Annotated in this window: 14 protein-coding genes; 4 read left to right on the top strand and 10 right to left on the bottom strand. The window is 33.1% G+C overall.

Annotated features, from left to right (window positions below; translation table 11 throughout):
* Positions 1-161: 161 nt before the first annotated feature.
* The 8 genes from IWX83_RS15580 to IWX83_RS15545 form a co-directional block, all read right to left on the bottom strand.
* The gene (locus IWX83_RS15580) at positions 162-857 is read right to left on the bottom strand and encodes an ABC transporter ATP-binding protein (RefSeq protein ID WP_073353848.1); all 696 of its coding nucleotides are present in this window, start codon (positions 855-857) and stop codon (positions 162-164) included.
* A gap of 48 nt (positions 858-905) precedes the next feature.
* A complete protein-coding gene (locus IWX83_RS15575) occupies positions 906-2,375 on the bottom strand; it encodes a DUF5687 family protein (protein WP_196831081.1) in 1,470 nt (489 codons plus the stop codon).
* 47 nt (positions 2,376-2,422) lie between these two features.
* The gene (locus tag IWX83_RS15570) at positions 2,423-3,130 is read right to left on the bottom strand and encodes a hypothetical protein (RefSeq protein ID WP_196831080.1); all 708 of its coding nucleotides are present in this window, start codon (positions 3,128-3,130) and stop codon (positions 2,423-2,425) included.
* A 99-nt stretch (positions 3,131-3,229) separates the two neighbouring features.
* On the bottom strand, positions 3,230-3,541 hold the full coding sequence (locus tag IWX83_RS15565; protein ID WP_196831072.1) for a GIY-YIG nuclease family protein: 312 nt from the start codon (positions 3,539-3,541) through the stop codon (positions 3,230-3,232).
* A gap of 206 nt (positions 3,542-3,747) precedes the next feature.
* Complete coding sequence (locus IWX83_RS15560) at positions 3,748-4,476, bottom strand: hypothetical protein (RefSeq protein WP_084129608.1); 729 nt, start codon at positions 4,474-4,476, stop codon at positions 3,748-3,750.
* Between the two features lie 155 nt (positions 4,477-4,631).
* Positions 4,632-5,303, bottom strand: a complete 672-nt coding sequence (locus tag IWX83_RS15555) for a hypothetical protein (protein ID WP_196831070.1) — start codon at positions 5,301-5,303, stop codon at positions 4,632-4,634.
* Positions 5,304-5,305: 2 nt separating this feature from the next.
* Complete coding sequence (locus IWX83_RS15550) at positions 5,306-5,971, bottom strand: hypothetical protein (protein ID WP_073353842.1); 666 nt, start codon at positions 5,969-5,971, stop codon at positions 5,306-5,308.
* A 10-nt stretch (positions 5,972-5,981) separates the two neighbouring features.
* Positions 5,982-6,323 carry a PadR family transcriptional regulator gene (locus tag IWX83_RS15545; protein ID WP_132065925.1) on the bottom strand — a complete coding sequence of 114 codons (342 nt, stop codon included), beginning with the start codon at positions 6,321-6,323 and terminating at the stop codon, positions 5,982-5,984.
* Between the two features lie 153 nt (positions 6,324-6,476).
* Here IWX83_RS15545 and IWX83_RS15540 point away from each other — a divergent pair, with 153 nt between their 5' ends.
* The 4 genes from IWX83_RS15540 to IWX83_RS15525 all read left to right on the top strand — a co-directional run bounded on the left by IWX83_RS15540 (position 6,477) and on the right by IWX83_RS15525 (position 8,711).
* Positions 6,477-7,529 carry a ferredoxin--NADP reductase gene (locus tag IWX83_RS15540; protein ID WP_073353841.1) on the top strand — a complete coding sequence of 351 codons (1,053 nt, stop codon included), beginning with the start codon at positions 6,477-6,479 and terminating at the stop codon, positions 7,527-7,529.
* A 305-nt stretch (positions 7,530-7,834) separates the two neighbouring features.
* Positions 7,835-8,086, top strand: a complete 252-nt coding sequence (locus tag IWX83_RS15535; protein WP_196831068.1) for a type II toxin-antitoxin system ParD family antitoxin — start codon at positions 7,835-7,837, stop codon at positions 8,084-8,086.
* Positions 8,079-8,372: a type II toxin-antitoxin system RelE/ParE family toxin gene (locus IWX83_RS15530; RefSeq protein ID WP_196831067.1), complete on the top strand. Its 294-nt coding sequence runs from the start codon at positions 8,079-8,081 to the stop codon at positions 8,370-8,372. Before IWX83_RS15535 ends, IWX83_RS15530 begins: the two co-directional genes overlap by 8 nt.
* A 30-nt stretch (positions 8,373-8,402) precedes the next feature.
* The gene (locus IWX83_RS15525; RefSeq protein WP_196831066.1) at positions 8,403-8,711 is read left to right on the top strand and encodes a hypothetical protein; all 309 of its coding nucleotides are present in this window, start codon (positions 8,403-8,405) and stop codon (positions 8,709-8,711) included.
* Between the two features lie 59 nt (positions 8,712-8,770).
* On the opposite strand, the gene IWX83_RS15520 is transcribed toward IWX83_RS15525, so the two are convergent.
* A complete protein-coding gene (locus IWX83_RS15520; protein ID WP_196831065.1) occupies positions 8,771-9,532 on the bottom strand; it encodes a GLPGLI family protein in 762 nt (253 codons plus the stop codon).
* Between the two features lie 87 nt (positions 9,533-9,619).
* The gene (locus IWX83_RS15515; RefSeq protein WP_196831064.1) at positions 9,620-12,403 is read right to left on the bottom strand and encodes an outer membrane beta-barrel family protein; all 2,784 of its coding nucleotides are present in this window, start codon (positions 12,401-12,403) and stop codon (positions 9,620-9,622) included.
* Positions 12,404-12,656: the final 253 nt, after the last annotated feature.

The following is a 12,656-nucleotide window of genomic DNA, read 5'->3' as shown; positions in this document are numbered from 1 at the left end:
TCACGAAGGGTCACGCCCAAAGTAAAATCTAAAAGACTTACAGGTAGTTTTTGACTTGAAAGCCTAAAAATAAACCGCTAATTCGCATCGTAAACATTTAAAGTAATAAATGAAATTAGCGTAGTAGCGGTATACTTTTTTATGAGATTGTTAGGTTGAATTTAAACGGCAAAAAACAATTCTAGTTCCTTTAACGTTTCTGGTGAAGTTTGAATATCCTTGACCACTTCGCCTTTGTGCATGGCAACAATCCTGTCGCTAACCTCAACGGTATGCTGCAAATCGTGGCTAGAAACCAAAACAGTAATCTCTGGATTATCGGCTAAATCTTTGATGATTTTTTTTAAACGGAATTGAGTGGTTGGGTCTAAATTAGCAAAAGGTTCGTCCAGAATAATCACTTCCGGATTCCCGATTAAGGTAGCGATGATGCCTACTTTTTTCTGATTCCCTTTGGATAAATCGCGTAAATATTTCTTGTTTTTTAGGATTTCACCATTGAAAAATTCTTCGTGTGTAGCCAATAAAGCATCGACATCGGCTTTGTTTTGTCCGCGTAAATCACCTATAAAGTAAAAATATTCTTCGGGAGTCAAGTAGCCTATCAAGAAACTTTCATCTAGGAAGGAGGCGGTGAAGGGTTTCCAAGATTCGCTGGTGTTTACTTGTACGCCATGGTTGACAATGTTTCCTGTTGAAGGCTGGATTAAATCCAATAAAAGGCTAAAAAAAGTAGTTTTTCCAGCACCGTTATTGCCTACTAATCCAAAGCTTTCGCCTTTTTTTATCTCTAAAGAATCTATTTTTAATACGGTTGTTCCGTTGTATGTTTTCGAAAGGTTGTTTACTTGTATCATGTTTGAAAAAGTTTATTCGGTTATTTGTTGATTTCGTTAATCGCTGGATTATCCTTTTTGTTTGTAAGCAGCAATGGTCGCGTATTTCTCTGCTTTGTAGATTTTTTCGATCAAGGAGAACGCTTTGTCTTTGAAAGCAAAACCAATTACTCCCACTGCGGCTACTAGAGACAATCCGATAGTTGGATTTCCATATTTAGAACCTAGCCAATACAGTAAAACGGGCAGTCCTAATTGCGGTATAGATATTAGCATGGTTTTTACGTTGAATGCTTTTTTGTCTCCAAAAGCCCCTTTTCCAGAACTCAAATCGATGGGTGTTTTTGTATATGCGCCACCTAACAAAACCAAATGCGAGTTGATACCAATATTATAAATCGCTCCAACAACAATGGTTAAATACACCTGCACGCCAAAATAAAGATAGAAAGACGCGATAGTTGTAGTCACTAATGTTGCAATTACCATGAGCCACCACTTCGAACTCAAATAGCCTTTGTACGGAATGTTTTGTGTCATCATTAATTGGTAATACGCGCTGTCCCAACTTGGTACAAACTGCCCAAAAGTGATTAAGAATCCACCGGAGACAAAAATACCAGCAAAGATGTGCATTACTGGATTGTTGTACATTGCAATTCCATTAGTAAAGAACAAAAAGCCGTAAAATAAAAACATAACACTTAATCCTACGGTGGTTTTAGAACGTTTGTTTCTTTTAATCAATTTAATGTCGTTTTTCAAGAAGGTTCCTATAGTTCCAAATTGGTTCAACCAAGTCAAATCCTCTGTTTTGGCAATATCATGTTTGCTTGACAATCCTGCGTCGAGGTATAAATTGTTTTTGAAATACTGAAATGTGGCAACATACAACCCAACAAGCGCCATAACTGGAATGGCAAAAGCCCAATAGGTATTGAAAATTGCATCAAAAAATGGAGCGGTATAATCTGTAATATTAAAATAATCGTAATAGTACAATCCTCCTAAAATCGCAACTATCGCAAGGAAAATACCAAATAAATTATCTTTATTACTCAGTATAATATTTATGAAATTATTGATGTACAAAAGCGAATACACGGCCGTGAACCAAACCACTACTGACAACGCATCATAGCCTTCGATGATTAGTACAACGCTAAACGGAATAAGGAAAAAACCATGTACTAAATTAAAAAAAGATAAAATAGTTTTCCCCAAGGAGAAATGCACAATTGTCGATTTTTTGATTGGGAAAACCAGCATCGGGCGAATGTTTAAAACTGGGATTTTTTGTAATAGCAATCGGATGATTAAATCCATCAACACATAGTAAATCATGAACTTATTTACCGTTGCAACAGGATCCATGTTCTCTTTCTTGAGGATGTAAAAAACACCAATTCCCAAGGCTAAGAAAATCAGAATAAAATAAACGGCGACAAAACCCATCAGGATTTTTAAAGCTAAATTGGTCGCGAACGAAGCCGATCTAATAAATGCTTTCCATTCGAGATAGAGGAATTTTTGAATCATAGTTTGGTTTTTTGGTTTGCTAGTAAGTACCTAAAAGTAAGGAAATGTTACACGTTTTCTAATTTATATTCTGGATAAGTTGTTTGTAGATACTCTTCTGCTTTGGCTGGAATGATTTTAAAAATGATAAAAAGCAGTAAGATGACCACTACTAAAAAGAAACTCAATCCCATCATCCAATAGTAATTGCCTAAATACTTTTCGGAATGATTAAACACTGAAACGAATACATTAAACGGAAAAATAATAGCTCCTGAAAAGCTGCCGTATTGATTTATTATTTCTTCAAAAAGCCATCTTTTTTCTTGGGTTTGCTTTTTTCTTTTATTGATTCTATTGTTTTTGAAAAGTTCGTAAAAAGTAAATCCTACTACAATAAGATAGAGACCTACAAAAATCCATGCGCTATAAGCACTTATTTTTAAAATACTGTATAAAACTAGCGTCATGGCGATTGTCAATATAATTTTTGGGATGCCAAAGAAATCTTTGAAATGTTGCCAAACCAAACCATTGTATTTTTTACCCAAAACGGCTTGTCGCTTTTCGACCACGTCCATAAACCCAAAAACACCAAACTTTTTGAATTCAAGTTGCAGCGCTTCATCAAACGAGCGATTTGGGTTTTCTTGCCATTGGGTTTCGATAGCGTTTGCTATGTGATCTACCAATTCTGATTGTAAGTCGTACCACTCTACATAATGCTGGCGAGTGAAAGTGAATAGGTGGTCAATTTGTTGAGAAGTTAATTTCATATTCTATTTTGCTATTCTTGAAAGTTATTTGTCACTTACGATTTTCTTGCTTTATTCACTCTTTTTTGTCATGCTGAGGAACGAAGCATCTCTGTATTGCTACTCAAACAAGTGGTTCAAAAAATTCAACTCCGGATTAATTGTTTTTATTAGTGTGATTTTCTTGTCTTTTTTCCATCCTTTTATTTCTTTCTCTCTTGCAATTGCTATTTGAATCCAAGTGAACTTATGGAAATACAACAAATAATGTACATTATACTTGGCTGTAAACGAATTAGGATTTAAGGATTGCTTGTGCTGTTGCAGCCTTATTTTCAAATTATTGGTTACGCCAGTATATAAAACCGTTTTCGCTTTGTTAGTCAAAATGTAAACATAATACGTATGGTACCCTTCTTGAAATTCAATCATCTTTTTTCGCTCTAAAAGTGAATTGCCAATTTTGTGGAGATGCTTCGTTCCTCCGCATGACAAATTTGTGCGATGTAGTTTATTAGTAACTGAACTAGCCTAATTTTCATTCTTTATGTTTTTGTGGCGTTATACACAAGACCGTTTGAAACCAAGATTTCCTCATATTGAGCGATTTGTTGTTTAGTTAGTTTCATTTTGTAACTTTATGAAAGTTGGTACTGTTTTTTGATTTTTGAAATAGTCATTTTTTGTAGGTGAATTGCTGTAATCATGAATAATATTCCTAATACCCAAAAACAACAAAAAAGCAATACGAGCCATTGGTGTTCCACTAATTCTTCTTTTAACTGTGTTGTGATGTTCATTCCTAAAGATGGAAAAGAAAACACTAAAAGGTTCGGATCCAAGGTTTGAAGAGTCAAAAATTGATTGCCATCAATTTCTTTACTTTTCCACCAATAATAAAGTAATGGTAAACCCAAAATCAATAAAGAAGAAAATAATACCGCTAAATATTTCTGAGGACTAACAAAATAAACTGAAAAAGCATATGCTAAATACACTAAAGTAATACTACCGATGATTTTTGGAAATGTTAAATAGTTCGCAATCATTTTTCTATGTTCTCTAGTTAATTCTTTTCTTAAACTTTTTGTACGCTCCTTTTCAATCGCTTTTATATCTTGTCTACTAAATTTATTAAATGCGTTTTCTTTCACCTGATCAAAAGTGAAATTAGGATTTATTGCCCAAAACTCCTCCATACTAGAAACTACGTGATCCGTCAATTCTAATTGCAACTCATACCATTTTATGCCAAAATCTGTAATTTTATTAAAAATATGTTGTGTTTGTTCTTGAGTTAATTTCATGTTATGTTTTGGTTTTTTTTGAATATTATTTACCGCATACGATTTTCTTGCTTTTTTCACTCTTTTTTGTCATGCTGAGGAACGAAGCATCTCTGCTCATTGCTCCTCTTTCATTATTTTGTTTGCATGTTTTATGGAGATGTTTCGTACCTCAGCATGACAAATTTGTGGGTACGTGTTGATTATTAGTGAAAATTAGAAATATCTTATAACTTTTATAAAAGTTGGTATTGTTTTTTGACTTTTAAAATTGTCGTTTTTTGGAGATGAATTGCTGTAATGTTAAGAACAACAAGAAAAACCCATAAACAATAAAAGGGTAAAAAAAGCAAATGATTTTCACGCAAGTTTTCAATATAGCTTTTTGCTAAAAATATACCCCAATAAGTAAAATATATTGCACCAATACTCACACTAAATACCGTTTCAAGTGCCAAGAATCTTTTGCCATTTATTTTCCTATTCAACAACCGGTTAACGACTGTTATAGCCTGAAAAACTGCCAAAATTCCAAATAAAATTTTGTTGAAAAATAAAACATCATCAAAATAAAAGGATATTCTATAAACAAAAACTACCGATAAAACACTCATAATAATTTTAGGGAATTTCAAATAATTTCTCATCATTTTCCATTGGTTTCGATTAAATTCCTTGTACAAAATTATTCTTCTTTCTTCCTGTAAAGCTTTAAAACCATTTCGACCAAATTCATTCTCAGCAAATTGTTTCACTTGATGAAAAGTAAGCTCTGGATCTTTCTCCCAAATTTCCTCCATACTATTTACCATGTGATCCGTTAGCTCCACTTGTAATTCATACCACTTGATATCAAAAGATTTGATGTAATTGGAAACGTATTCAATTTGTTCGGTGGTTAGTTTCATCCTTAGTTATTTTTTAATTTTCTTTCAAACTGAAAATGTTTCAGAGCAAATTGCAAATAAAACATACCCATTACAACATAAATAATAGATATAAAAATAGTAACAAAAGCAATTTTAAAATCCGGATGATTTAATTGCGCGGGAAACATTCCGATTCCTATCATAAAAAGAAATAAAATGACACCAAGACCTTTTTTCTTCATTAAGTAACTATACGTTGTTTGTCGCTTGGTGCTCCAAACCAAACCCAAGGATAAAATAACCAAACAAAATTCAACAACAATAAAAGATTTAAAAACTTGTTCAATGCTTTTGAACATGCTATTAAAAGTTGAATATGATATCAAAAACAAAACCAAGCATGTAAGTAAACCAGCTACAAAAAGTGCAAATAATAATTGATTTTTTATTAAATCATGGCATTTCGAAGTGATGATTTTAGGGTTGGAAAATCCAATTAATCCAGAAAAAGATAGCTGTAATTGTGGCTTCCATTTATCCAATACCAATTTAAAATTTTCTTCAAAAGGCAGTGCATTTTCCTCCATCAGAATTTCTATTTCTGAAGCCATATGATCCATCATCTCTAATTTTACATCATCATACATAATGCCGTTTGATAATAAGATGGAATCTATAAATTCTATTTGTTCCGCGGTTAATTTCATCTTTAAAAAATTAAAATTCTAAATTCGGTTTTGGGCTTACTAAACTTTGCATGTTCCTAATAAAATCTTCGAGCTCGGAGAGTCGGTTTATGGTTTCCTTGGTGCCAGCCTCCGTCAATTTGTAATATTTACGCATGCGGTTGTCGACTTTCTCCATCTCTACGTCTAGAATTCCTTCTGCTTCCATTTTGTGTAGCGCAGGATATAAAGCGCCCTCGGTAATGTTGAGTTCGCCTTGCGTGATGGCCTTTACTTTTTGCGTGATTTCGTATCCATACATCTTGCCGTTTTCTTCTAGCAATTTCATGATGATGGTATTCAGACTTCCTTTGTATAATTGCGAGTTTTTCATTTTTTTAGTCATTCCGAGGCACGAAGCAAGCTCATATTGATACACAAATATACATAAGATTCTTATACATAACTTAATTAGGTATATAAATTTCAATCTTTTTAATTTTTTAGAAAACTATACACTTTAGTATATTTGCAAAAAAATAATCAGATGTCATCCTTTTTAAAATTAATTATAAAAGAAGTAAAACGCGAAACCAAAGATGCGGTTTCCATACTTTTTAATGTCCCTCAAGAACTAAAAGCGAACTATACCTTTATTGCGGGTCAATACTTAAACTTGAGATTAACCCTTGATGGTGAAGAAATTCGCCGTGCCTATTCGATTTGCTCTTCACCCGATAGCGGCGAATTACGTATTGCAGTAAAAGCGGTGCCTAGCGGTGCTTTTTCTCAGTTTGCTAATACCAAACTTAAAGTAGGTGATGCATTAGAAATAGGAACTCCAGAAGGTAAATTTACTTTTGAACCTCAGGCTGAACGCCAAAAAAACTATGCGGCATTTGCTGCTGGAAGCGGAATTACACCGGTAATGTCCATCTTAAAATCCGTATTGAAAAACGAACCGAATAGCTCTTTTGTATTGGTTTACGGTAACAAAACTCCCGAAGAAACCATATTTCATCAAGAATTACACGACTTGCAATTGCAATATGTGGGTCGCTTTTTTGTACATTATGTTTTCAGTCAAGCCAAAGTAGATCAGGCTTTATTTGGCCGAATTGAAAAATCAACAGTGAACTTTGTTTTAAATAATAAACACAAAGAACTTGATTTTGATAAGTTCTACTTGTGCGGACCGGAAGAAATGATCAATATTGTTTCCGGAGTTTTGAAAGAAAAGAACGTAAAGGAATCAAACATTAAATTTGAATTGTTTGCTACTTCAACACAGGTAAACGAGATCAAAAAATCATTAGGCGGACATTCTAAAATTACCATTTTGGTAGATGATGAAGAGACCACTTTTGAAATGTCACAAAAACAAACCGTTCTTGATGCAGCCTTGAAACAAGGTATTGATGCGCCGTATTCTTGCCAAGGCGGAATTTGCAGCAGCTGCTTGGCGCGTGTTACTTCAGGAACTGCCGAAATGTCTAAAAACTCTATCTTGACGGATAAAGAAATCGCCGATGGTTTGATTCTTACCTGTCAAGCACATCCAACATCAGAATCTATTTATGTAGATTATGATGATGTTTAAAAGATAAATTGCTTCATACATGAAACTTCTCTGAAAAGGGAAGTTCTTTTGTTTTAGGGAGGTTGGGATTCTTAGTATTTTGGTGAAATGATGAAACTGTAGAAAATCATCTAGTTACCAAAGGATAAAACACTAATAAAAGTGACTTTGCAGTTTTACATATCCTACTTAATTTAATGTGACAATCCATAACAACAATCTTAACATAATCTCAAAACCCTAGCGAGGAGGACAGAACGTTAAATTTTCCGAAAAAACATTTCAATTGTTACCAATATTTGGTACTTTAGTAAAAAATTAAAATCATGGGAAAGAACACATCAATCTCTTTAGGAAACCATTTTGAAACTTTTGTAGAAAAAAGTATTTCAAAAGGTCGGTTTCAAAATGCAAGTGAGGTTATCCGGGCCGGACTTCGCATGCTAGAAGAGGAAGAAGATAAAGTTTTACTATTAAAAAATGCCATTCAGGAAGGTATTGATAGTGGGCTTGCAAGAGACTTCGATCCAAAAAAACACTTAGAAACGTTACAAGCAAAGAAAAAAGCAAATGGCTAACTATTATTTGACCAATTTAGCTGTTACCGATTTAGCTGAAATCTGGGAGTATACTTATAAGGAATGGTCAGAAAAACAAGCCAATAAGTATTATAAACTCCTATTAGCATCTTGTCAGGAATTAGCAAATTACCCTAACTTTGGCAAAAAATACGAGCTAATTCAACCTGATCTTTTAGGATTTAAAACCAATCATCACATTATTTTTTTTAGAATTATTTCGGTCAAAGAAATAGAAATAATAAGAATTCTTCACGAAAGAATGGATTTAAAATCTAAGCTTTAATCCAAAATTAGCCACTAAACCGTTTTTAAAATGAAATCCATTCGAGAACTTTTCAAAAACAACCCTTCCCTTCTTGACGAACCAGAAGTAGCACAACTTTTGGAATATTGTGAGCAATTGCAAGATGAAATCGTGGAATTCAAATTTAAAAAAACAAACAACAAAGAATTAGCGATGCTTGATATGATTAAAGAAGTCATAAAAGGCTGCGATGCTACCGAGAAAGAACAAGCAGAACATGAACGTTTTGGGTATGATGCGCCAAATTATCAAGAAACCATTTCGAATTTAAAAAGATATATTTTGGTTCGCTGTCGGGAGGAGAAAATTTGGCTTTAATTGCACTCCTTATTTAAACATCATTTTCAAAAATCAGTAATTTGATAATAGTCAAAACATTACAAGAAAGCATTCCACAAGAACATATTTTTCTGTCTTTTATTCTCTTCCTTGTCCTCTCCGTAAGTATACCAATCCTTCGTTTTTTCTTCTATTAATGTTTTGAGTTCTTTTAAATCATAGGTTTTTTTAGCTATAGCAGGTTTGATCACGGTGCTATCTTTGATTTTTAAATCAATTTTAGTGGCTATGTATGACGTATATAATCTTGGTATAGAAAGTCCTAAAATCATTCCCGGTAAACCATTTATACTACATGGACCGCCAGAAATTGTAATGTCATCCGTATAAAAAGCAAACACATATACATCATCAAATATTTTACCAACCGCTTTTCGACAATTATAGCCTACTATTTCTCTGCGCTCATTGGTGATTTTCCATTGAATATTCGGAATGCTATCAGCAATCACAAAATTAGTACCTACAATTTGTTTCTGAAGGTTCATTTTTTGGTTTGTAAAATCAAAATACCAAGAGTTTTCTTCGTCAGCTTCTTTCTCCTGTTTTGGTATTCTTGTTTTTGGACTCCATCGATCAAATTTAAATACACTTTTGTTGTCTTCAAAAGTATAGGTATAATACGATATTTTTAAGTCGGATAAATTATCTTTCATCATTTCATCCCAACTGTCATTGCTCATTGTTTTTTTGAGATTGGTGTTGACTTCGTATTCAATTACAGCTTTATCTACAAACTGTTGTGCATAAGATCCAGTAGTAAAAACAAATAATGTGAGGTATAAATATATTGATTTCATTGCGTTGTATTTTAAAGTATTGAGATGATTAATTTTAAAAAATAATACTATTTTTCGATATTGAATTACAATTTGTATACGACTTCTTTATTTTTTTTCGATGCCGCTTTTATTTTTAAAATTCCATGTAAACCCGATCATAGCATAGCGTCGGAGTCTATCATTTTGCTCTTCTCCTATTGTATTGTCATAAACAAATCTACTAATACCTATGTTTTGATTCAAAATGTCACGCACCATTACATAAGCGGTAAACTCATCGTTCTTAAAAGTACGTTGGAACCTGGCATTCCACAATTGATTGGTAAGATTATTTTGAAAATCAACTGTTTTTTGACGAGAATACAAATTATAATCTGTTGATAATTTCCATTTTTCTCTAAAATAAACGGCAACATCTAAACCTAAATTATTGGTGTTAAATGATTTTACTTCATTGTTTTGAGAGGTACTGTTACGGCTATTTGAAAAAGTATTGCTTAGATTAATATCGTATTTCTTTTCTTTGGATTTATTCAAAGAAACAGAAAAATTAGAACTTAATATATTCGAATTGTTGATTTGTCTATTAATGCTATTGACCGATTTATTGTAATTTATAGATGGACTAAGGTTAACATACATATTCATTTTTTTGACTTTAAACCCGTAACCCATATACAAGTTGGCTGAAAAATTACCATTTGTATTTATAGGTGTACTAATTGTTTTTGCACTTTCAGGGTCAATATCTCTATTGAAAGAAATCAAATTAGAGGTTGTTCTGAAAGAGAGGCTTTGATAAAAATTAGTTTCGGTCAAAATGCTGTAGCTGTTGTTAGAAACGTTGATGCTATTTGTGAAAGATTGTTTTAAATCCGGGTTTCCTAGCACTTGATTAAAAAAGTCTTGATTGTTTCGTAAAGGCTGTAATTGGTCAATAGTAGGCTGTCTTGTTGCACCTTGATAATTTACACGCAAATTACTGTTGCTTTTGTACTTATACGAAAAATTTGCGCTTGGGAAAAAGTTAGTAAAACTGCGTTTGTATTCCCTATTTAGGGTTTGATCTTGTAAATCAAATGAGGTAAAACCAAAACCACTACCAAAACTATAATTGATTTTTTTGGCATTATAACTTAATTTTAGAACGGGTTTATTTGTTGTAATGCTCTGCTTGAATTGGTTTGAAAGCGAATCAACTACTACATCATACTTGCCTGTTAGGTCTGAAAAATCGTAAGTCACAAAGTTACTATTGCCCGTATTGTGCGTAATTTGATAAGATAATTGCAAAGCAAATTTCTTTCCAATAGGCTCTGTATAGGCTACATTTAGAGCCAGATTTTGATTGCTTTTATCTCCAATTTTATTTTGATCTACCGCGTTACTAAAAGCAAAATCGCCTCCTTCATAACTCTCGTTAGCCGATTTTAAAAAATTATTAGCATTTGAATTCAACGTACTCCAACTCGTATTTGCTGATAATGTTCTACGTGGTTTTACAAATTTATGCTTAAACAAAGCACTCGCAGACACCGATTCCTTGTTTGATTTTGTCGTAAATAATCGTTCCTGTCTGTTTCTTAACAATCCATCGCTTCCAGTGGTATTTCCTGTAGTAAATTCGTCACTTTCAGTATTATAAAAATTAGTTTTAGCCGTAAATTTCAGGGTATTTACTGAATCTATTTTTACATCATAAACCGCATTAAGTTTAAAATTATCTCTATCTACATGACTAGCAGTAGCTCTGTTCTCATTCAATTGAGTCGCTCCTACTTGAGTTTGCGTATTCCTAGTGCTATTGTTTTGATAACTTTGACTGTTGTATTTTGGTGATAAATTTAAGAAATGCTTGTAATTCCATTTGTTGTTATATTGCAATCCTGCATTAGTGTTTTTTATAAAACCGTTTTGAGTGTCTACATAAGGTTCGCCATCATTATCGCCACCGGTCCATTCGTAATTTACATTTCCGTCATCATCCATACTCATGCTGACATTTCCTTCTCCTCCACCAAATTTGTCACTGTCCTGCCAGCTTAACCCATCTTGACCCGTGTTTCCGTTTAACAAAAATGCCGAAAGTTTTCTTTTTCCTTTGAAACTACTCACCATGATATTGCTATTGTATCTGGAATCCGAACCGGTAAAGGGTTGGTTTGCTCCATCTATTTTACCAAAATAGCCTTTCTTTTTATCCTCCTTTAATCTCAGATTAATTGTTTTTTTAGAGTCGCCATCATCTATTCCTGTAAACTCCGCTTGATCGCTTTTCTTATCAAAAACTTGTACTTCTTTTATAGCATCGGCACGTAGGTTTTTTACAGCCATGCCTGGATCATCACCAAAAAATTCTTCGCCATCAACTAGAACTCTTTCTACAGTTTCGCCTATAGCTTTGATGGTTCCATTTTTATCAACTTGTATTCCAGGCAATTTTTTCAGCAATTCTTCCACATTGGCATTGGCATCAACTTTAAAATCACTAGCCCTGTAACTAGTTGTATCGCCTTTAATCTTGATAGATCCCGTTTTTATAATCACCTCTCGCAACAATTCCATTTTGCTCATCAAAGCAATGGCTCCTAAATCCTTATCAGCACTAGTTACGGTAATTTCATCTAAATAATCCGCATATTGACTGTGCGACGTCATTAGAATATAATTTCTTGGCTTGACATTAATAAAGTTGAATTTACCCGCTTTGTCTGATCGTGTAAATTGGTATAAAACCGAGTCTACCGGAGTTAATAAGGCAACAACTGAATTGTAAATGGGGGTTTTTTCACTTCCAACGGTCAAAATACCTGAAAGTTTATTTTTTTGAGAAAACGCAGAAAAGGAGAAAATCAACAAAATTGCAATTGTTACCGTAATTTTTGACATAAATAGTTTCATATTTTTGTTAATGGCATATTTCAAAGTATTTCCAAAAAGTTGAACTAGCAAATAAGCATTTTTATTTAGTCTTTACTTTACGGTTTACGCTGAACGTATCAAAATCAAAAATAGTATTTTTCCCAATATGTGTTTATGCCTATTTGTTAAGTACATGACAAAAAACTAAATAAGCTGTAATTTAGATTGTTAAATCCAGTCAAAAGAAATTTTGACAAGAAGTCTAATCCATATTTAAATA

It is taken from the genome of Flavobacterium sp. CG_9.1, from assembly GCF_015751645.1.
Taxonomy (GTDB): domain Bacteria; phylum Bacteroidota; class Bacteroidia; order Flavobacteriales; family Flavobacteriaceae; genus Flavobacterium; species Flavobacterium xanthum.
Note: the sequence above shows the minus strand (reverse complement) of the source record. Positions and strands in the feature narration are given on the sequence as shown.